Raw genomic sequence first — 18,684 nt, forward strand, 5'->3', positions numbered from 1 at the left:
TTTCGTGTGCTTCACGCCAAGCGGGGATAATGCGCCCTTATTGGTATTTTTTCAGGCGGGTATTCATGGCTCAATACGTATTTTCGATGAACCGGGTTGGCAAGATCGTGCCTCCGAAGCGTCACATTCTCAAAGACATTTCGCTGTCTTTCTTCCCCGGTGCCAAGATTGGCGTGCTGGGCACCAACGGTTCGGGCAAGTCCACATTGCTCAAAATCATGGCCGGCATCGACAAGGAAATCGAAGGCGAAGCCATTCCCATGGCGGGCCTGAAAATCGGGTACTTGCCACAAGAGCCTGTGATGGACGCTGAGCAAACCGTGCGCGAAGCCGTTGAAAGTGGCATGGGCGAAGTCAAAGCCGCACAAGCCCGCTTGGAAGAGGTCTACGCCGCTTACGCCGAAGAAGACGCCGACTTTGACGCCTTGGCCGCTGAGCAGGCCCAACTTGAAGCCATCATCTCCACCGCGGGTGACGCATCCGAGCACCAACTCGAAATCGCGGCCGATGCGCTGCGCCTGCCCGCTTGGGATGCCATCATCGGCAAGCTGTCTGGCGGTGAAAAGCGCCGTGTGGCCTTGTGCCGCTTGTTGCTGTCGCGCCCCGACATGTTGTTGCTGGACGAGCCGACCAACCACTTGGACGCCGAATCGGTGGACTGGCTGGAACTCTTCTTGCAGCGCTTTTCGGGCACTGTGGTGGCCATCACCCACGACCGTTACTTCCTGGACAACGCCGCCGAGTGGATTTTGGAACTCGACCGGGGCTCCGGCATTCCGTACAAAGGCAACTACTCCAGCTGGCTGGAGCAAAAAGACGCCCGTTTGGCCACCGAGCAGCGCACCGAAGATGCCCGCTCCAAGGCCATGAAGAAAGAATTGGAGTGGGCCCGTGCCAACCCCAAAGGACGACAAGCCAAGAGCAAGGCCCGTTTGGCCCGCTTCGAAGAGTTGAGCGACCACGAATACCAAAAGCGCAACGAAACCCAGGAGATCTTCATCCCTGTGGCCGAGCGTTTGGGCAACGAAGTGTTCGAGTTCAAGGGTGTCAGCAAGTCCTTTGGCGACCGTTTGCTGATCGACAACCTGAGCTTCAAAGTGCCTGCGGGTGCCATCGTCGGCATCATCGGCCCCAACGGTGCCGGTAAATCGACCCTGTTCAAGCTGATCGCGGGCAAAGAGCAGCCCGACAGCGGTGAAGTCACCATCGGCCAGACTGTGCGCATGGCCTTTGTGGACCAGAACCGTGACGACCTGGACAACAACAAGACCGTCTGGGAAGACGTCTCGGGCGGCCTGGACATCATCAACGTGGGCAAGTTCCAGATGGCCAGCCGTGCGTATTGCGGGCGCTTCAACTTCAACGGCGGCGACCAGCAAAAGAAGGTCGGCATGTTGTCGGGTGGTGAGCGCGGCCGTTTGCACTTGGCCAAAACCCTGATCGAAGGCGGCAACGTGTTGCTGCTGGACGAGCCATCCAACGACTTGGACGTGGAAACTTTGCGCGCGTTGGAAGACGCGTTGTTGGAATTCGCGGGCTCCATCATGGTCATCAGCCACGACCGTTGGTTCCTGGACCGCATTGCGACGCACATCCTGGCCGCCGAAGGCGACAGCCAGTGGGTGTTCTTTGACGGCAACTACCAAGAGTACGAAGCCGACAAGAAACGACGTTTGGGCGAAGAAGGTGCCAAGCCCAAGCGCGTGCGCTTCAAGGCGTTGAAGTAATCAGCTGCTTGAAACAAAACAACGGGCCCTTCGGGGCCCGTTGTTTTTTGCGCACAGGCCTATGGTGTCAGTCTTGCCTTGGCCTTGTTGGCCCAAAGGTGCAGGTTGTCGAACAGGCCCTGTTGGCTGAATGAGCAGCTTTCACCACTGAACATGGCGCTGGACTCGATGCGGTCGAGCAAGTCGCCCAGCACCACACCGAACTTCTCGGGCAAGGGCAGGCTGGCCCCGCCGCTGCGCCAAAGTTTGATCATTTCTTGTTGCGGCAAATCGCCCCGCGTGCAGGCGTCCAGCGCGGTGGCCATGTGGGTCAGGGTGTCAAGGTGGGTGCTCATGGGCATGGGTCTCCTGCCAGTATTGACGGTCTGTGTCGGCTGGCCAAGTCTGAGGCCACATTCAAGGTGAGGGTCGGTTTCGCGGCGACAATCATGCCCCATGAAAGCCAAATCTCTCAAACCCATGCGCCTGGAAGACATTTTGTACTGCCAGGGTTTTGGCACCCGCCGGGTGTGCGCCGGACTGGTGCAACAAGGCCATGTCCAAGTCCACGGTGAAACCGTCACCGATTCGGGCGAATTCTTTGACCTGCAAGGTCTGCATTTCAACGTTCAAGGCACCGAGTGGCCCTTCAAAGAGCACGCCTATGTGCTGCTCAACAAGCCTGCAGGCACCGAGTGTTCACAAAAACCGTCGACCTGGCCCAGCATCTACACCTTGCTGCCCGCGCCCTTGCGTCAGCGCCCGCAAAAAGCGGCGGTGCAGGGCGTGCAGGCCGTGGGGCGTCTCGACCAAGACACCACGGGTTTGCTGCTGCTGACCGATGACGGTCAGTTCATCCACAAAATGAGTTCGCCCAAACACCATGTGCCCAAGGTTTACGAAGTGACCACCAAGCACCCGATCACGACCGAGATGGTGGACAAGTTGCTCAGCGGCGTGGTGCTGGACGATGATCCCAAGCCCGTGAAAGCCGCCGCTTGTGAGGCCGTGGGTGAGTTGCATCTGAAGCTGACCCTGACCGAAGGCAAATACCATCAGGTCAAGCGCATGCTGGCCGCTGTGGGCAATCGGGTCGAAGGCCTTCACCGTTCACAAATCGGCGGTCTGGTCTTGAACGATTTGGCACCCGGTCAGTGGCGCTGGTTGACCGAAGAAGACTTGGCTTTGCTCAAGCCCTGAGGGACTGCGCGCAGGGTATGGGGCCACGACCATTCGGCTTCAGGGGCAGCCTCCTACAGGGACTGTTGCATGAAATCGGCGATCGCCTTTGCCACAGCTTCAGGCTGATCGCGGTGGGGTGAATGGCCGCAATCGGGCAGTTTCAGCAGCTGCGCATGGGGCACGGCGCGGGCAATGTCATCGATTTGCGCCATCGTGCCGTAAGCGTCTTTTTCGCCCTGGATCGCCAGCAAAGGCGCTGAAATGCCCGCCAGCTCCCGCCGGATGTCAAAGCTGCGAAAGCCCGCGCTGAGCCAGACATCGTTCCACTGCCAAAACGCGCAGTCGACATCGGCATGGAAAGGCGCCAAGCGCTGGCGCAGGGCGCCGTTTTCGTAAGCCTGCGTGGCGGCGTTGATGGCCTGCATGGACAAGTCTTCCACCATCACATGCGGGGCCATCACCACGCACCCAGCCACTTCATAACGGCTGGCATGGATGAGGGCAATGGTGCCGCCATCCGAGTGGCCCACCAGCACAGGCCGTTCAACACCCAGCGCCTGCAGCAAGGCGGGCAGTATTTCCAGCGCTTCGTGGTGCATGTAGTCGGGCAACAAGCGGCCTTGGCGTTGGCTGGGTTCACCCGCCGAGCGAGATGGGCCGCGCACATCGGGCACGGGCTCGGATTGACCATAACCCCTTCTCGAATAGACCCAACCCGCACAACCGAGCTGCTGACACAACTGGGCAGGCCAGTCGCGCCACAGGGCCACGCTGCCCAAACCTTCGTGCAAAAAAACCAGGGTGTGTGGGTTCAGGCCTGTTGCGGGCTTTGGAAGGTGAAGAAGCTCCAGATGTTGGTTTTTCACGACCAAGGTGGATAACGGGTAGTGCATGAAATGAAATGAAATGGGCGGATGTGGCGATTACACTTGGCGGTGATTTTGAAAGCGTTTTTGTGAATTATTTGCGTTTTGTTGCCCGTTTGTTCGTTTTGATGGCTTGCAGCTTCCAGGCGATGGCATCGAAGGGTCAAGCCCCTGTTTTTGTACTCAATTCCTTGGATGGCAACGTCAGTGTGATCGATCCTGTCACCTGGAAAGAAAAAAAACGCATCCCCACGGGCAAAGAGCCCCACCACTTGTACCTGACACCCGATGAAAAGTCGGTCATTGTGGCCAACGCCATGAGCGACTCTTTGACCTTCATTGACCCGCGAACCGCCCAAGTGCAGCGAACGGTCACGGGCATTTTGGACCCGTACCACCTGCGCTTTTCGCCAGACATGAAGTGGCTGGTGATTGCCGCCAACCGTTTGAACCATGTGGACATTTACCGCTGGGATGGACAAACCGCGACGTTGGCCAAGCGCATCTCGACAGGCAAAACCCCTAGCCATTTGTGGATCGACAGCAAAAGCCAAGTGGCCTGGGTGTCCATGCAAGACAGCGACGAGGTCGTGGCCATTGACTTGGACAAGCAGACCCTGAAATCACGCACCGCCGTGGGTGCCATGCCAGCCGATGTGTTTGGCACGCCTGATGACAAATTTTTGCTGGTGGGCCTCACGGGTGATGACGGTGTGGAGGTCTATGACATCTCCGGCAAACAGCCTCAGTGGGTCAAAAAAATACCGACAGGCAAGGGGGCGCACGCCTTTCGGGCGCTGGGTGACCAACGCCATGTGCTGGTCAGCAACCGGGTGAGCAACACGATCAGCCAGATAGATTACCAGCGCATGGACGTGGTGATGCAGTTTCCAGGGCCCTCCGGTCCGGATTGCATGGACATCACCGCCGACGGCAAAACCATTTTGGTGGCCTCGCGTTGGGCCAGAAAACTCTCGGTGATCGACATCGCAACGGGCAAAGTGCTCCGTCAGGTCCCGGTAGGGAAGTCGCCCCACGGGGTGTGGACACTGGACCATGCGCCCCGCCAGTGAGCACAGGCGATTCCTGATAGCGAGTGCCCTTTGTTGGGGCAGCATTTCTGTACCCGCTGCCACATGCGACAAGCCGGTTTACCTCACGTTTGATACAGGCCACATGGGCGTGGCCCCCTTGATTGCTGAGGTGCTGCAGCGCCAACAGGTCAAAGTGACATTTTTCGCCGCGCAAGAAAAAACCCAAGTGGGGGACGGCACCCTGGGCGAACACTGGGCACCTTGGTGGGCGGCTCGCGCCGCCGAGGGTCATGCCTTCGCATCCCACACCTGGGACCACGCCTACTGGCGTGCCGACCTGCAGGGCGATGCCCATGCTGGCGGTGTTCAGAAATTCCGCATCCGTCCCAGCGCAGGGGCACAGGCAGGCCAAAACTTGGTTTGGACGGCGAAAGCTTATTGCGACAACCTGAACCAGGCCGCCCAGCGCTTGCAGTTTCTGACCGGTCAAGTTCCGCTGCCGCTGTTTCGGGCCCCGGGTGGCAAGACCTCGCCACGGCTGATCGAGGCGGTGCGGCAATGCGGCTATGCCCATGTGGGTTGGGCCGATGCGGGTTTTCTGGGTGACGAGTTGCCCAGCAACAGTTACCCCAATGCGCAGCTCCTGAAAAAGGCGCTCAACAACATTCGCTCTGGTGACATCTTGGTGGCGCACTTGGGCATTTGGTCTCGCCAAGATCCCTGGGCACCGGCCGTTCTGGAGCCACTGATTGTTGGCCTGAAAGCGAAAGGGCTTTGCTTTGCCACTTTACGCGAGCACCCGGCCTACCGCGACTGGATTCGCCAGCGCGCCATGACCCCTTTGACGCCTTCGGTTTTGCCAGATTCGCGACAATAAAGGCATGGACTTTGGGATCGACTCTTTTGCGTGGCTTCAGCAAGCGCTTTTTGAAGGCGTTTTGCAGCCCATCGCATTTGGTTTAGGGCAAGGAAATTTGCTCGACAAGGCTTATGAGGGCGCGGGCTGGGTGGTGGTGGGCTTGCTGCAAATCGCGGTCATGCTCACCGTGATCGGACCCCTGCAGCGCCTGTGGCCTGTCGAGGCTCAACCCGACCGCCAAGCGGTTCACGTGGATGTGCTGTACACGCTCATCCACCGTTTGGGCTTGTTCAAGCTGGGGATGTTTTTCACCCTCGACTACGCCTTGGAACAGGGCTGGGGTTTATTGCGCAGTCAAGGATGGCCCACCTTCCATTTGGACAGCGTGTGGCCCGGTGTCACCGATTTGGCGTTGGTCAGTTTCTTCCTGTACTTGGTGGTTTTTGACTTGGTGAACTACGCGATTCACCGCGCGCAGCACCAATCCAGCGCCTGGTGGGCCTTGCACTCGATGCACCATGCGCAGCGCCAGATGAACATGTGGAGTGACAACCGCAACCACTTGCTCGACGATGTGCTGACCAGCTTGCTGGTGTCGGCCGTTGCCCTGCTCATTGGCGTGGGGCCGGGACAGTTCGTGGCGTTGGTGGCCATCGGGCAATTGAGTGAAAACTTCCAGCACGCCAATGTGCGCATCTGGTTTGGCCGTTTCGGCGAGCGGCTGTGGGTCAGCCCCCGCTTTCACCGCAGACACCACAGCGTTGGCATTGGCCATGAGTTCGAGGTGCAAGGCCGCAAGGTTTTGGGTGGTTGCAATTTTGGGGTGCTGTTGCCTTGGTGGGACATGCTCTTTGGCACGGCCGACTTTGCGCAGCGTTATGAACCGACTGGCGTGCGCGACCAAGTGGAGCAGGGACGCAACTATGGGCAGGGCTTTTGGGCGCAGCAGTGGCAGGGGGTGCTGCGTTTGATGGGCAGGGCTTGAGGTATTTTTCAAAACACATATACTTTCACATATACTTGTTTTGAGGGGTGGGCTCATGTCACAAATCACGCTTTACCTGGATGACGCAACACAGGCTCTGGTGGACGAAGCGGCCAAGGCCAACGGTGTCTCCAAGAGCCGTTGGGTCGCCGACATCATCCGCACCTATGCCTCTCACGAATGGCCTAAGGATTGCCTGACACTGGCCGGTCGTTTTGCAGACTTTCCCTTGCGCGAGGACAGCACCCTTCCGCAGCCCGCCGATGTGCCGCGCCTGGGCTTTTGAGGGCCTGACATGTTGGTCCTCGACAGCAACACCATCAGTTATTACTTCCGGGGCGACCCACATGTTGTGCCGCGATTTCAAGCCGTGCGCCCCGCGGATTTAGGGGTTCCTGCGATTGTGGAATACGAGCTGCGCTACGGCTTGCTGCGACTGCCGCAAGAGGCGGCTGCACCTCGGCTGGACGCTTTGGCGCAACTGCTCAGACCCATGCAAATGCTGCCCTTCGATGCCGAATGTGCGGCGCACGCTGCCCGCATCCGTGCCACCTTAGAGGCAGCGGGCACACCGATTGGCCCGCATGACACACTGATTGCAGCCACCGCGTTGCGGCATCAAGCCAGCTTGGTGACGCGCAATGTGCGTGAGTTTGCGCGTGTACCGGGCTTGCATGTGCTCAACTGGCATGCGGATGTTTGATGTCTTGGTTAAGTTGCTTGTCCTGAAGGTTTGATGCGGCGCATTTTGTCGCAGTGATGCGAAGAATGGACTTCCTCAACCAGAAGGAAGTCCACGTCGTATTGCATTCGTGTAAAAGCCTGCTGTTAAGCTTTCACCCATGAAACTCCTGATCGATTCCTTTTGGCGCTCGGCCATGTATTGCCTGTACCCCCGGGTGATCGGTCTGTCGGTTTTGCCCCTGGTGTTGATCGTGGCTTTGTCTTGGTTGCTGGGTTATTTGTATTGGGACACCGCCGTCACCTTTGTGCGGGCTTGGCTCGATGCCAGCTCCTGGTTGGCCTTGGTTTGGGGCTGGTTGGAAGGTGTGGGTTTGGCCAACCTGAAAACCGTGGTCGCGCCCTTGTTGGTCATCTTTTCTTTCACGCCCTTGGTGGTGGTGGCTTCTTTGTTGGCGGTGTCGTTTTTGATGACCCCGGCGTTGACCCGCATGGTGGCCGAGCGGCGGTTTGCTGGCTTGCAGCGCAAACATGGTGGTAGCTTGGTCTCGAGTTTGTGGTGGACCTTTTTCTCGCTGGTGCTGGCTTTGGGGGCGTTGGTGCTCACCTTGCCCATGTGGCTGGTGCCGCCGCTCGCCTTGTTGCTCCCTGCCTTCATTTGGGGTTGGCTCACTTACCGGGTCATGGCCTTTGATGTGTTGGCCGAATTTGCCAGCACCGAAGAGCGCGAGACCCTCATGTCCCGCCACCGCATGAGCTTCTTGGCCATGGGGGTGATCACCGGGCTCATGGGCGCTGCGCCCAGTTTGGTGTGGGCCTCGGGCGCTCTGTTTGCAGCGGCCTTTGTCATCTTGGTGCCCGTGGCCATCTGGATCTACACCTTGGTGTTTGCGTTTTCTTCGCTGTGGTTTGCCCACTTTGCGCTGGCTGCCTTGCATGCCTTGCGCGATGAGCCCCGAGCAGCGGCGGTGGACGAGGTCATGGACGAGGTGGTGGATGCTGCGCCCGCATCTGGCAACACTTCACCAACCCACACAACATCACCCCACACCGCAGCCCGCTTGGGTGCCAACGATCCGGCCAAGTCGGACAGCGTGACCGATGTGGTGCCGCGCACCAGCACTTGACCGTTTGGCAAAGCGGCTGTTTTTGACCCTTATTTTTCAATCTTGAACCCATGACTTCTCATACGCCCCCCACTTTTGGCCTGATCATCATTGGCGACGAAATCATGTCTGGCAAACGCCAAGACAAGCACATGCCCAAAGTCATCGAGTTGATGAACGAGCGCGGCCTGACCTTGAGTTGGGCCGAGTACGTGGGCGATTCGCCTGAGCGCATCACGGCCACTTTGAAACGGGCTCTCGAGTCGTCCGACGTGGTGTTCAGCTGCGGTGGCATCGGGGCCACGCCGGACGACCACACGCGCCAGTGCGCGGGCAAAGCATTGGGTGTGCCGCTCGCTTTGCACCCCGAAGCCAAGCGCTTGATTCAAGAGCGCATGCAAGACACCGCCAAAGAGCAGGGCGTGGCTTACGAGCCAGATCGCCCTGACAACATCCACCGCTTGAACATGGGCACCTTCCCAGCGGGCGCAGACATCATTCGCAACCCGTACAACAAGATTCCTGGTTTCAGCTGCCGAGGCGCCGGGGGCGGCGCGGTGCACTTTGTGCCGGGCTTTCCGGTCATGGCTTGGCCCATGATCGCGTCGGTGCTCGATAGCCACTACAGCGCCCACTTCCGCCAGAACGCTTACGTTGAGAAATCGGTGATCGTTTTGGGGGCCATGGAGGCAACCTTGACCCCGCTGATGGAGTCGATTGAAGCCGCACACCCTGGCGTGAAGGTGTTCAGCCTGCCCAGCGTGGACCACCCGCAATGGGGGCGCCACATTGAATTGGGGGTCAAGGGCGAGCCAGCCCAAGCCGATGCGGCGTATGCCGACTTGCGGGTCGGTCTGAAAACGTTCAGCTTGGAATACGGCCCTGAATTGGTGCGACAAGCCTGATTGCACCAAAATAATGCAAAATTGCACCATAAAAGTGCATTTCTGCGATCCCGGCTTGGGCCTCTGAAGTCCTTTTTTTATACTGAACCCGGGGCCATTGGGGCCGGCTCAGGGCACAATCATGGGTTGTGGGGTGGCGCGGTGGTGGCCAAGTTGGCACAGAAACTGCAAGACCTGCAAGCAAGCTTTTTAACCCCTTTCCATTCAGGAGAATTTGATGGCCAAGACCGTCGCAGACGTGATGAAGATGGTGAAAGAGAACGAAGTCAAGTTCGTTGACTTCCGTTTCACCGATACCCGTGGCAAATGGCAGCACATCACTGCGCCCGTGTCGCAGTTTGACGAAAGCAAGTTCGAAGACGGTCAAGCCTTTGACGGTTCTTCCATTGCTGGCTGGAAAGGCATTGAAGCTTCGGACATGTTGTTGATCCCTGATGCCAACAGCGCCATCATCGATCCCTTCTTCGAAGAAGTCACACTGGTTTTGATCTGCGACGTGATCGAGCCCACAGACGGCAAGGCCTACGAGCGTGACCCACGTTCGATCGCCAAGCGCGCTGAGACTTACCTCAAGCAATCTGGCCTGGGCGACACCGCCTACTTCGGTCCAGAGCCAGAATTCTTCTTGTTCGACGAAGTGCGTTGGAGCACCGAGCCAAACAACACTTTCTACGCCATCGACGAAGCTGAAGCCCCATGGAACAGCGGCACCAAGATGGACGGCGGCAACAAAGGCCACCGTAACCGCGTCAAGGGTGGCTACTTCCCAGTGCCTCCAGTCGACAGCACGCATGACATGCGCAGCGAAATGTCCCTGATCCTCGAATCCGTGGGCATCCCGGTCGAAGTGCACCACCACGAAGTGGCTGGCGCAGGTCAGTGCGAAATCGGCACCAAGTTCTCCACACTGGTCGAGCGCGCTGACTGGACACTGCTGCAAAAGTACGTGATCCACAACGTGGCCAACGCTTACGGCAAAACTGCCACTTTCATGCCCAAGCCTTACGCTGGCGACAACGGTTCCGGCATGCACGTTCACCAGTCCATCTGGAAAGACGGCAAGAACCTGTTTGCAGGCAATGGCTACGCTGGTTTGTCTGAATTCGCTTTGTTCTACATCGGCGGCATCATCAAGCACGCCCGTGCCCTGAACGCGATCACCAACCCAGGCACCAACAGCTACAAGCGTTTGGTTCCTCACTACGAAGCCCCGGTCAAGTTGGCTTACTCGGCCAAGAACCGCTCCGCTTCGATCCGTATCCCCAACGTCGCCAGCGACAAGGGCCGCCGCGTGGAAGCCCGTTTCCCCGATCCATTGTGCAACCCCTACCTCGGCTTCGCAGCCTTGTTGATGGCGGGCTTGGACGGTATCGAAAACAAGATCCACCCAGGCGAAGCAGCGACCAAAGACCTGTACCACTTGCCTCCAGAAGAAGACAAATTGGTCCCCACCGTTTGCTCCAGCCTGGATCAAGCTTTGGACGCACTGAACGCCGACCGCGCTTTCTTGACCAAGGGTGGCGTGTTCACCGACTCGTGGATCGACGCTTACATCGACTTGAAGATGCAAGAAGTCAACCGCAGCCGCGTCGAAGTGTCGCCTGTCGAATACGACATGTACTACTCGCTGTAAGCGGACATGCACGGCATTGCACTCACCCGTGCAATTCCCCAAAGGACGGCTTCGGCCGTCCTTTTTTTTGGGGTGCTGATCCTGGGGCTGCTCGGCGGTGGTCACTTGCAAGCCCAAGAGGCCATTTACCGCTGCGGCCAGGAATACACCAATGCCCCAAAAGACCTGAGTCTCTGTGAACGCCTGCCTCAGCAATCGGTGACCCTGATTTCGGGCCTTCGTCCTCAAGGTACGACGCCAAATACAACGCCAAAGGCTGCAGCGCCGCAGCCGAGTCTCCGCACTGTTTTGGCGCAAGAGTTGGCCCGCTTGGAAAAACAGCACCAAGCATGGGCGCAAGAGGTCGAAAAGCTGATGTCCCAAACAGGGACGGCTGAATACGGTGCGGCCCCCAAAAATCAAGACCGCGTGGCTGCGCTGCATTTGGCGATGGAGCGGGCCGAACGAGAGATGGAAACCTTGCAACGTGAAGCGGCTCGCGGCCCACAAGCGGCTTTGCCCGGGCCCATGCCGGTGGCCAAGCCTTGAAGCTGGATGTCCCGCACAATGCCCAAAGCGACTGAAGCACCCACAGAGCCCATAGAGCCCCAAACATGACCCCGCCCATTTCCCGATTCCAGGCTTTTGACTTGTTGGCCACGCCTGTGGCCGTGCTTCAAGGTCAAGGGCGTGTTCGCTTTGTGAACGCTGCGCTCGAAGATGCTTTGGGCATGTCGAGGCGCACGCTTTATGACACGCATCTGCCCGATTACTTTCTTGACCCGCAGCCTTTGGTCACCGCTTTGGTGGGGGCACAGTCGAACGAATTTGCAGCGTTGCGCTACGAAGCCCAGCTGCGCCGCTTGCACCACGAAGACACCTTGCCCGTGCATGTGATCGTGGCCCCGTCAGACCAAGCCGATGAGGTGATCGTCGAGCTGTTGCCTGTGGAACAACAAACGCGGCAAGAGCGTGAAGAGCGTCTGTTGGAGCAAGCCCAAGCCAACAAAGAGCTGATCCGCAATCTGGCGCACGAGATCAAGAACCCATTGGGTGGCATTCGCGGCTCTGCCCAGTTGCTCGAGATGGAGCTGAACGACAAAGAGTTGACCGAATACACCCAGGTCATCATCCACGAGGCCGATCGCCTGCAAACCTTGGTAGACCGCCTGCTGGCCCCCCACCGCAGGCCGCATGTGGTGGGCGATGTGAACATCCACGAGGTGTGCGAGCGCGTGCGGGCCTTGATCTTGGCCGAATTTCCCAAGGGCCTGAAAGTGGTGCGCGACTACGACATCTCGATTCCGGAGTTTCGCGGCGACCGCGAGCAACTGATTCAGGCCGTGCTCAACATCTCGCACAACGCCGCGCAGGCTTTACAAGAGCGCATCGCACAGGGCGATGCGCAGATCACATTCCGCAGCCGTATCTTGAGGCAAGTCACGTTTGGCAAGCAGCGTTATCGCCTGGCACTGGAATTGCATGTAGTGGACAACGGGCCTGGTGTACCAGACTCGATCAAGGACCGCATTTTCTTCCCGTTGATTTCGGGGCGCGAAGGCGGCTCCGGCTTGGGACTGACATTGGCACAAACCTTTGTGCAACAGCACCACGGCATGATCGAATGCGACAGCGAGCCCGGCCGTACGGATTTCAAAATTTTGATCCCGTTGCCCTGATAGCACATGCCTGTGAACACTGAAAGCGTTACGTTGATGAAGCCGATCTGGATCGTAGACGATGACCAATCCATTCGCTTTGTGCTTGAAAAAGCACTTTTGCGCGAAGGCCTGCCCACGCGCAGCTTCACCAACCCTCGCGAAGTCTTGAAGGCGCTGGACACGGAGAGCGAAGCCGATGGCCCGCAGGTGTTGGTGAGCGACATCCGCATGCCGGGCGGCTCGGGGCTTGATTTGTTGGCCACCATCAAGCAGCGCATGCCTGGTTTGCCGGTCATTATCATGACCGCCTTCTCGGATTTGGACAGTGCCGTATCGGCCTTCTCCAGCGGTGCTTTCGAGTACCTGCCCAAACCGTTTGATTTGCCCAAGGCGGTGGAGCTGATCCGCCGCGCCGTGGGCGAGAGCCAGCGCGAAGACGTGGCCGAAGAAAAAATGGAAGACGCGCCCGAAATGTTGGGCCAAGCGCCCGCCATGCAGGACGTGTTTCGCGGCATTGGCCGTTTGGCGCAAAGCCACGTCACCGTGCTCATCACGGGCGAATCTGGTTCAGGCAAAGAGTTGGTGGCGCACGCGCTGCACAAACACTCGCCTCGGGCTAACCAACCCTTTGTGGCCATCAACACCGCTGCCATTCCCAAAGATTTGCTGGAGAGCGAGCTCTTTGGTCACGAGCGCGGTGCCTTCACGGGCGCACAAGCCTCACGCCGAGGCCGCTTTGAGCAGGCCGATGGCGGCACGCTGTTTCTGGACGAAATTGGCGACATGCCCTTCGACTTGCAAACCCGCTTGCTGCGCGTGCTGTCGGATGGCCACTTCTACCGCGTAGGAGGGCACAGTGCCGTCAAGGCCAATGTCCGCGTGATTGCAGCGACCCACCAGGATTTGGAGCAGCGTGTCAAGGAAGGCATCTTCCGAGAAGACCTTTACCACCGCCTCAATGTGATCCGTTTGCGTTTGCCCGCACTGCGCGAGCGGCGCGAAGACGTGCCCGTGTTGGCGCGGTACTTTTTGCAACGCAGCGCACAGCAACTGGGTGTCGAGCCCAAGCGCATCGCCGACGCCGCGCTGGATCGCTTGAGCTATTTCCAGTTCCCGGGCAACGTGCGCCAGCTGGAAAATATTTGCCACTGGTTGACCGTGATGGCACCCGCGCAGGTGATCGAGGTGAAAGACCTGCCGCCCGAAGTGCTGGCCCCACAAGCGGGCGCGGTCGCTGCGACTTTGCCTACGCCTTTCTCCGCCTTGTCGTCTGGCGCAGGTGGTGAGGTGCTTGAGGCGCTTGGCCATGCCAATGCAGCCCTTGCGAACGACAGCGGCGTTGCAACGCCACTGGCTGTGAACGGTGCGCTCGATGTGCAAGGTTTGGCCACCGCAGCCGTGGCCGCACCTGTGTCGGTGTGGGAGTCGGGGCTGGAGCAAGAGGCGCTGGCATTGCTCAACGCTGGCCGCACAGACGTGTGGGACGTGCTCACCCGCCGCTTTGAAACCAGCTTGATCCAGTCCGCGTTGGCCACAACACGGGGCCGACGCATCGAAGCCGCGCAAAAACTGGGCATCGGCCGCAACACCATCACCCGAAAAATCCAAGAGCTGGGCATCGACGACGCCTGATGCTGGGGCAGGCCCGCGTTCAGGCGAAGGGGTCTTGCAGCACCACGTCGCTCAGCGGTCTGGCCACGCAGGGCAGCACACAGCCCTCGGCTTTTTCTTCGGCGGTCAGGCCAGGCCATTCCATCTCGTAGTGCACCTGACCTGAGACCAGCTGGCCGATGCAGGTGCGGCAAGTGCCCGAGCGGCACGAGCTGGGCCACTGTAGGCCGCCTTGTTCCAGCGAGTCGAGCAAGCTCTGCGTTTTCCATGCGTCGAAGCTGCCGCCATCGGGCGCGATGCGGGCATTAAAAAATGGGATTTCTGGGGACATGGTGGGCGAGTGTAGTGGCTCTGGCCCAAAGGGGGCGAGGCGCTTGCACGGGTTTGCCTTGCGTGACAGCTTGGGGCTCCAGCGTGTGCCAAGATGGCACCCATCGAAAAGTTTGCCACCTGTGAATCACCCACCCCACCAGCCCCATCCCTCCAGCCACGCTTGGCTGCAGCCCGGCATCCTCTTTGCCGTGCTGGCCATGGCCAGCCTGAGCTTCAGCGACGCCACCAGCAAATGGGTCATGCTCAGCGTCACGCCCCTGATGGTGCTGTGGTTTCGCTACGCGGTGCAGGCTGTGGGCACCGCGCTGGTGCTTGCCCCGATGCGGGGGTGGGCCATGTGGCGCACGCACAGCCTGCGCTGGCAGTTGTTGCGCGGCTTGCTCATGGTCTCGTGCAGTTTGTTGGCTTTTTATTGCCTGCAGCGCATGCCGGTGGCCGAGTTCACCGCCACCGTCATGCTCACGCCTTTGGTGCTCACGGCGCTGGCCCGCTTTGTCATGAAAGAACAGGTTTCGCCGCTGCGCTGGCTCATGGTGGTGGGCGGGCTGATCGGGGCCATGCTGGTCATCCGCCCGGGTGGGCAGGTCGACAGCTCGGTCGGCTGGATGGCGCTCACGGTGGTGGTGACTTATGCCGTGTTTCAGGCCGTGACCAGCCACATGACGCGCACCGAAGACCCGGCCGTGATGCAGCTGTACACAGGCTGGGTGGGCTGGGCCGTAAGCACGGTGTTGGTGTTCAACGCATGGGTCACGCCGCAAAGTGTGCAGGAATGGGCACTGTTGCTCTTGGTAGGTCTGGCCGCCACGCTGGGCCAATACCTCTTGATCGTGGCGTTTTCCAAAGCCCCGGCTTCTGTGGTCTCGCCATTCCTCTACACCGGGGTGGGCTTTTCCACGCTCATGGGCTGGTGGCTGTTTGACCACATCCCGGACGCGCTGGCCTTCACGGGCATGGGCCTGGTGGTGCTGTGTGGTGTGGTGGCGGGCCGCATCAAGGGCTCAGCCAAGGCCTGATCGCTCAGGGCTGGGGTTTATGACCGGCCAAGTACGGCGACAGGGCAGACCACTCGACCAGGGCCTTGAACGCCAAAGCTTGCTCGGTGAAGGGGTGCACAAAGGCCAGCTCTTGCGCGTGCAGCAGCAAGCGGGGACTCTGCGCCTTGATGTCTGGCGGCGCATACAGCGAGTCACCCAGCATCGGGTGGCCAATGCTTTGCAGGTGCACGCGCAGCTGGTGCGTGCGGCCCGTGACGGGTTCGAGCTCAATCAGGCTGGCGCTGTCGCTGGATTGCAGCGCACGCCAGCGGCTGCGGCTGGCTTTGCCATCGGGGTGAATGATGTGCAGCGGGCGGCGCTCCCAGTCGAGCAGGATCGGACCGTCGATCGTGCGCCAGCCGTCTTCGTCGGGCAGCTCGCTCGCTTGGGTTTGTTCTGGTTGGCCTGCGACCACCGCCACATAGCGTTTTTTGACCTGACGGGTTTCAAACAACTTGCTCAAGCGTCGCTGGGCTTCGATGCCCCGGGCCATGAGCAGCAGGCCCGATGTGTCTTGGTCCAAGCGGTGAACGATCAGGGCTTCGGGGTAACGGTCTTGCACCCGTTTGGACAGGCAATCTTGCTTTTCTGGGCCGCGACCGGGCACCGACAACAAGCCGCTGGGTTTTTCCAGCACCAGCAGGTGCTCGTCTTCGTGGATCGGGATCATGCAGGGCGGGCCAAGCGAGCAAGGCGCTTGGCCAAAAAAATCACTTGTCTTTGACTTTGCCGCGGGGTGCCACAAAGGTGGACGGGGCCATGGGGCGGTCTGAGGTGAACGTCTTGGGGGGTGACGTGTCTTTCTTTGGCTTCTTGGCCATTTTGTTGCTGCGTTGTTCGCCTTTGGCCATGGTGTTTCCTTGGGTTGCATCCCGACTTGGGAAGGCTTGATGTTAAAGCACAAAGCCGCAGGATCCGCGGCTTTGTGTGGGGTGGTCTAAGGTCCGCTGGGCATAGAAAATCTGTTGCCCAAAGCGCCTCAGGTTTTGGCGCTTCTTATTTGACTTCGGTCACAAACTGGGCGGTGGGGCGACGCACTTTTTTCAGGTTCGCCAACCAGTCACCTTCGGCGGCGCGGTAGCCCAGGGGCACGATGACCACGCTGCGCAGACCGCGAGCGCTCAGGCCCAAGATTTCGTCCACGGCTTTCGGGTCAAAGCCTTCCATGGGCGTGGCGTCCACTTCTTCAAAAGCGGCTGCGATCAGGGATGCGCCCAAACCGATGTAAGCCTGACGTGCGGCGTGCTCGAAGTTGACTTCAGGCGTACGCGCAGGGTAGTTCTTGAGCAACATCTGGCGGTAGTTTTCCCAGCCTTCGTTGGTGCCGCCGCGTTGTGCGTTGGTCAGGTCAAACATCATGTTGATGCGATCGGCCGTGTAGTTGTCCCAAGCGGCAAACACCAGCAGGTGCGAACCGTCGGTGATCTGGGCTTGGCCCCAGGCCTTGGGCTTGATCTGCTCGCGCACGGCAGCGTTGGTCACCACGATGATTTCGAAAGGCTGCAGGCCGCTCGATGTGGGGGCCAGACGGGCGGCTTCGACAATGCGGTCGACCTTGTCTTGGGCCACGACCTTGGTCGGGTCCATTTTTTTGCAAGCGTAGCGCCATTCGAGTTTGTTCAGCAAGTCAGACATGGAGGTTCTCTTAAGTTGAAAGATGCGTGATTGTGTCCGAAGACGCAGACCCTTGAGGTCACCTGCGCTTCAGCAACCCAGCAAAGGGCGCGTTCAGGCCGTGATTTCTTGCCAAGTGCCTGTGGGTAAATCGTTCAGGTTGTAAGGCCCCACAGCGGTGCGGATCAGGCGCAGCGTGGGCAAACCCACAGCGGCGGTCATGCGCCGCACTTGGCGGTTGCGGCCTTCTCGGATGCACAGTTCCAGCCAAGTCGTTGGAATGCTTTTGCGCTCCCGAATCGGTGGGTTGCGGGGCCACAGGTCAGTAGGCGGCGCCACAAAGCGGGCGCGGGCGGGCAGGGTGGGGCCGTCGTTCAGCGTCACGCCCCGGCACAAAGCGGTCAGCGCTTGGTCGGTCACGATGCCCTCGACCTGCACCAGATAGGTCTTCTCCATCTTGAAGCGCGGGTCGGCAATCCGGGCCTGCAGTTGGCCGTCGTCGGTCAGCAGCAGCAAACCTTCGCTGTCGGCGTCCAGGCGCCCGGCCACATACACGCCGGGCAAGTCGATGTGGTCGATCAGCCCGGTCCAGCGTCCCTCGGGGGTGAACTGGCTGAGCACGCCATAAGGTTTGTTGAAGCGGATCAGCATGAATAAGCAGGGTTTGTCATCGAGGCCAAAGCGTATCAGGTCCCTCACCTGTAGAGCGTGGGTTAGCATCGCCCGCATGAGTACCCAATACGAATGCCTGAAAAGCGCCGACCTTTATGCCGAGGCCTTTGGCATCAGCCCCCCCGAATCCTTGCTGGGTAAAGAAGTCTGGCCGCGCCAGCAGGGATTTTTCATCCGCAAAACCGCATCCGCCGAAGTCGGGTCGCCAGAAACTGAAATCGCACAGCCCGTTTCGCCCGAGTCCACTCCTTCCGTTGCCCCGGCGACCCCGTTGGTCTTGCAGCTGGTCCAAGGCCAGTTTGGTTTGGTGCCCACTTGGGTCAAGTCGGCGTCAGACGCCAAACTGCGCTCGACCAAGTTGGCCGTGACCCGTTACGAAACCATGAGCACCGCCACGCCCACGCGCGAGACGTGGCTGAATGCGCAGCGCTGCATCATCCCCATGCAAGCGTTTTTAGAAGACGACTGGCGCAGCGGCAAGGCGGTGCCCACACGTATTGCGCGGGTCGATGGCAAACCCATGGGGGTGGCGGGCTTGTGGGAGCGTTGGACCCAGGGCGACGAAGAAATTGTGAGCTACACGCTGCTGACGGTGAACGCCAACAGCCACGCGCTGATGAACCGCTATGGCCAAAACGGCAACGAAAAACGCATGCCTGCCATCCTGAACGAAGGCGCTTATGGCGCTTGGCTCACTGCGCCTTTGGAAAAAGCCCGCGAGTTCATGCGCGCCTACCCGACCAACCTGTTGTTGGCCAACCCAGTACAGAAAAAGTAGTTGCGCCATACCCGTGAACACGGGTGGCCAGGTACATCAACC

General features: G+C 59.6%; 22 protein-coding genes. 15 read left to right on the forward strand and 7 right to left on the reverse strand.

What is annotated here, in order from left to right; translation table 11 throughout:
- The first annotated feature begins 65 nt into the window (after positions 1-65).
- Positions 66-1,727 (forward strand): energy-dependent translational throttle protein EttA, encoded by a 1,662-nt coding sequence (ettA, locus tag B9Z40_RS13985; RefSeq protein ID WP_100173979.1) that lies wholly within the window; start codon positions 66-68, stop codon positions 1,725-1,727.
- Positions 1,728-1,786: 59 nt separating this feature from the next.
- Here ettA and B9Z40_RS13990 read toward each other — a convergent pair whose 3' ends face one another.
- Positions 1,787-2,062 carry a hypothetical protein gene (locus B9Z40_RS13990; RefSeq protein ID WP_100174096.1) on the reverse strand — a complete coding sequence of 92 codons (276 nt, stop codon included), beginning with the start codon at positions 2,060-2,062 and terminating at the stop codon, positions 1,787-1,789.
- Positions 2,063-2,186: 124 nt separating this feature from the next.
- On the opposite strand from B9Z40_RS13990, the gene B9Z40_RS13995 reads away from it, so the two are divergent.
- The gene (locus B9Z40_RS13995) at positions 2,187-2,906 is read left to right on the forward strand and encodes a pseudouridine synthase (protein ID WP_100174097.1); all 720 of its coding nucleotides are present in this window, start codon (positions 2,187-2,189) and stop codon (positions 2,904-2,906) included.
- A 53-nt stretch (positions 2,907-2,959) separates the two neighbouring features.
- On the opposite strand, the gene B9Z40_RS14000 is transcribed toward B9Z40_RS13995, so the two are convergent.
- The gene (locus B9Z40_RS14000) at positions 2,960-3,781 is read right to left on the reverse strand and encodes an alpha/beta fold hydrolase (RefSeq protein WP_100173980.1); all 822 of its coding nucleotides are present in this window, start codon (positions 3,779-3,781) and stop codon (positions 2,960-2,962) included.
- Between the two features lie 101 nt (positions 3,782-3,882).
- On the opposite strand from B9Z40_RS14000, the gene B9Z40_RS14005 reads away from it, so the two are divergent.
- The 11 genes from B9Z40_RS14005 (at position 3,883) to ntrC (ending at position 14,229) form a co-directional block, all read left to right on the forward strand.
- The gene (locus B9Z40_RS14005) at positions 3,883-4,827 is read left to right on the forward strand and encodes a beta-propeller fold lactonase family protein (RefSeq protein ID WP_100174098.1); all 945 of its coding nucleotides are present in this window, start codon (positions 3,883-3,885) and stop codon (positions 4,825-4,827) included.
- Positions 4,811-5,665 (forward strand): polysaccharide deacetylase family protein, encoded by an 855-nt coding sequence (locus B9Z40_RS14010; RefSeq protein ID WP_100173981.1) that lies wholly within the window; start codon positions 4,811-4,813, stop codon positions 5,663-5,665. Before B9Z40_RS14005 ends, B9Z40_RS14010 begins: the two co-directional genes overlap by 17 nt.
- Positions 5,666-5,669: 4 nt before the next feature.
- Positions 5,670-6,632, forward strand: a complete 963-nt coding sequence (locus tag B9Z40_RS14015; protein WP_100173982.1) for a sterol desaturase family protein — start codon at positions 5,670-5,672, stop codon at positions 6,630-6,632.
- 55 nt (positions 6,633-6,687) lie between these two features.
- A complete protein-coding gene (locus B9Z40_RS14020; RefSeq protein ID WP_100173983.1) occupies positions 6,688-6,918 on the forward strand; it encodes a CopG family transcriptional regulator in 231 nt (76 codons plus the stop codon).
- Positions 6,919-6,927: 9 nt separating this feature from the next.
- On the forward strand, positions 6,928-7,335 hold the full coding sequence (locus tag B9Z40_RS14025; RefSeq protein ID WP_100173984.1) for a type II toxin-antitoxin system VapC family toxin: 408 nt from the start codon (positions 6,928-6,930) through the stop codon (positions 7,333-7,335).
- 139 nt (positions 7,336-7,474) lie between these two features.
- Entirely contained in the window at positions 7,475-8,440 is a 966-nt protein-coding gene (locus B9Z40_RS14030) for an EI24 domain-containing protein (RefSeq protein WP_100173985.1), read from the forward strand.
- Between the two features lie 50 nt (positions 8,441-8,490).
- A complete protein-coding gene (locus tag B9Z40_RS14035) occupies positions 8,491-9,324 on the forward strand; it encodes a molybdopterin-binding protein (RefSeq protein ID WP_100173986.1) in 834 nt (277 codons plus the stop codon).
- A gap of 217 nt (positions 9,325-9,541) precedes the next feature.
- Positions 9,542-10,957 carry a type I glutamate--ammonia ligase gene (gene glnA / locus B9Z40_RS14040; protein ID WP_100117643.1) on the forward strand — a complete coding sequence of 472 codons (1,416 nt, stop codon included), beginning with the start codon at positions 9,542-9,544 and terminating at the stop codon, positions 10,955-10,957.
- Positions 10,958-10,963: 6 nt separating this feature from the next.
- Complete coding sequence (locus B9Z40_RS14045; protein WP_100173987.1) at positions 10,964-11,485, forward strand: hypothetical protein; 522 nt, start codon at positions 10,964-10,966, stop codon at positions 11,483-11,485.
- 65 nt (positions 11,486-11,550) lie between these two features.
- Positions 11,551-12,615, forward strand: a complete 1,065-nt coding sequence (glnL, locus tag B9Z40_RS14050; RefSeq protein WP_100173988.1) for a nitrogen regulation protein NR(II) — start codon at positions 11,551-11,553, stop codon at positions 12,613-12,615.
- A 36-nt stretch (positions 12,616-12,651) separates the two neighbouring features.
- A complete protein-coding gene (gene ntrC / locus B9Z40_RS14055; RefSeq protein ID WP_100174099.1) occupies positions 12,652-14,229 on the forward strand; it encodes a nitrogen regulation protein NR(I) in 1,578 nt (525 codons plus the stop codon).
- A 19-nt stretch (positions 14,230-14,248) separates the two neighbouring features.
- Here ntrC and B9Z40_RS14060 read toward each other — a convergent pair whose 3' ends face one another.
- Positions 14,249-14,539, reverse strand: a complete 291-nt coding sequence (locus B9Z40_RS14060) for a 2Fe-2S iron-sulfur cluster-binding protein (RefSeq protein WP_100174100.1) — start codon at positions 14,537-14,539, stop codon at positions 14,249-14,251.
- A 121-nt stretch (positions 14,540-14,660) separates the two neighbouring features.
- Here B9Z40_RS14060 and B9Z40_RS14065 point away from each other — a divergent pair, with 121 nt between their 5' ends.
- Positions 14,661-15,557, forward strand: a complete 897-nt coding sequence (locus B9Z40_RS14065) for a DMT family transporter (protein ID WP_158238105.1) — start codon at positions 14,661-14,663, stop codon at positions 15,555-15,557.
- 4 nt (positions 15,558-15,561) lie between these two features.
- Here the strand turns inward: B9Z40_RS14065 and B9Z40_RS14070 are convergent, their stop codons facing one another.
- The 4 genes from B9Z40_RS14070 to B9Z40_RS14080 all read right to left on the reverse strand — a co-directional run bounded on the left by B9Z40_RS14070 (position 15,562) and on the right by B9Z40_RS14080 (position 17,843).
- Positions 15,562-16,248, reverse strand: coding sequence for an RluA family pseudouridine synthase (locus tag B9Z40_RS14070; protein WP_100173990.1), 687 nt, complete (start codon positions 16,246-16,248; stop codon positions 15,562-15,564).
- A 40-nt stretch (positions 16,249-16,288) separates the two neighbouring features.
- The gene (locus B9Z40_RS17285) at positions 16,289-16,429 is read right to left on the reverse strand and encodes a hypothetical protein (RefSeq protein ID WP_019427071.1); all 141 of its coding nucleotides are present in this window, start codon (positions 16,427-16,429) and stop codon (positions 16,289-16,291) included.
- Between the two features lie 145 nt (positions 16,430-16,574).
- Positions 16,575-17,213, reverse strand: a complete 639-nt coding sequence (locus B9Z40_RS14075; RefSeq protein WP_100173991.1) for an NAD(P)H-dependent oxidoreductase — start codon at positions 17,211-17,213, stop codon at positions 16,575-16,577.
- A 93-nt stretch (positions 17,214-17,306) separates the two neighbouring features.
- Positions 17,307-17,843, reverse strand: a complete 537-nt coding sequence (locus tag B9Z40_RS14080; protein WP_100173992.1) for a pseudouridine synthase — start codon at positions 17,841-17,843, stop codon at positions 17,307-17,309.
- A gap of 76 nt (positions 17,844-17,919) precedes the next feature.
- Here B9Z40_RS14080 and B9Z40_RS14085 point away from each other — a divergent pair, with 76 nt between their 5' ends.
- Complete coding sequence (locus B9Z40_RS14085) at positions 17,920-18,642, forward strand: SOS response-associated peptidase family protein (protein ID WP_100173993.1); 723 nt, start codon at positions 17,920-17,922, stop codon at positions 18,640-18,642.
- The last annotated feature ends 42 nt before the right edge of the window (positions 18,643-18,684 follow it).

It is taken from the genome of Limnohabitans sp. 15K, assembly GCF_002778285.1.
Taxonomy (GTDB): Bacteria; Pseudomonadota; Gammaproteobacteria; order Burkholderiales; family Burkholderiaceae_C; genus Limnohabitans_A.

Bases quoted from the DNA above. Each gene is read 5' to 3' on its own strand.
- B9Z40_RS14035 (WP_100173986.1), top strand. From the start codon at position 8,491: ATGACTTCTCATACGCCCCCCACTTTTGGCCTGATCATCATTGGCGAC.
- B9Z40_RS14070 (WP_100173990.1), bottom strand. From the start codon at position 16,248: ATGATCCCGATCCACGAAGACGAGCACCTGCTGGTGCTGGAAAAACCC.
- B9Z40_RS14030 (WP_100173985.1), top strand. From the start codon at position 7,475: ATGAAACTCCTGATCGATTCCTTTTGGCGCTCGGCCATGTATTGCCTG.
- B9Z40_RS14020 (WP_100173983.1), top strand. From the start codon at position 6,688: ATGTCACAAATCACGCTTTACCTGGATGACGCAACACAGGCTCTGGTG.
- B9Z40_RS14015 (WP_100173982.1), top strand. From the start codon at position 5,670: ATGGACTTTGGGATCGACTCTTTTGCGTGGCTTCAGCAAGCGCTTTTT.
- B9Z40_RS14080 (WP_100173992.1), bottom strand. From the start codon at position 17,843: ATGCTGATCCGCTTCAACAAACCTTATGGCGTGCTCAGCCAGTTCACC.
- B9Z40_RS14085 (WP_100173993.1), top strand. From the start codon at position 17,920: ATGAGTACCCAATACGAATGCCTGAAAAGCGCCGACCTTTATGCCGAG.
- B9Z40_RS13990 (WP_100174096.1), bottom strand. From the start codon at position 2,062: ATGAGCACCCACCTTGACACCCTGACCCACATGGCCACCGCGCTGGAC.
- ntrC (WP_100174099.1), top strand. From the start codon at position 12,652: ATGAAGCCGATCTGGATCGTAGACGATGACCAATCCATTCGCTTTGTG.
- B9Z40_RS13995 (WP_100174097.1), top strand. From the start codon at position 2,187: ATGCGCCTGGAAGACATTTTGTACTGCCAGGGTTTTGGCACCCGCCGG.
- ettA (WP_100173979.1), top strand. From the start codon at position 66: ATGGCTCAATACGTATTTTCGATGAACCGGGTTGGCAAGATCGTGCCT.
- B9Z40_RS14075 (WP_100173991.1), bottom strand. From the start codon at position 17,213: ATGTCTGACTTGCTGAACAAACTCGAATGGCGCTACGCTTGCAAAAAA.
- B9Z40_RS14060 (WP_100174100.1), bottom strand. From the start codon at position 14,539: ATGTCCCCAGAAATCCCATTTTTTAATGCCCGCATCGCGCCCGATGGC.
- B9Z40_RS14025 (WP_100173984.1), top strand. From the start codon at position 6,928: ATGTTGGTCCTCGACAGCAACACCATCAGTTATTACTTCCGGGGCGAC.
- B9Z40_RS14010 (WP_100173981.1), top strand. From the start codon at position 4,811: ATGCGCCCCGCCAGTGAGCACAGGCGATTCCTGATAGCGAGTGCCCTT.
- glnL (WP_100173988.1), top strand. From the start codon at position 11,551: ATGACCCCGCCCATTTCCCGATTCCAGGCTTTTGACTTGTTGGCCACG.
- B9Z40_RS14045 (WP_100173987.1), top strand. From the start codon at position 10,964: ATGCACGGCATTGCACTCACCCGTGCAATTCCCCAAAGGACGGCTTCG.
- B9Z40_RS17285 (WP_019427071.1), bottom strand. From the start codon at position 16,429: ATGGCCAAAGGCGAACAACGCAGCAACAAAATGGCCAAGAAGCCAAAG.
- B9Z40_RS14005 (WP_100174098.1), top strand. From the start codon at position 3,883: ATGGCTTGCAGCTTCCAGGCGATGGCATCGAAGGGTCAAGCCCCTGTT.
- B9Z40_RS14000 (WP_100173980.1), bottom strand. From the start codon at position 3,781: ATGCACTACCCGTTATCCACCTTGGTCGTGAAAAACCAACATCTGGAG.
- glnA (WP_100117643.1), top strand. From the start codon at position 9,542: ATGGCCAAGACCGTCGCAGACGTGATGAAGATGGTGAAAGAGAACGAA.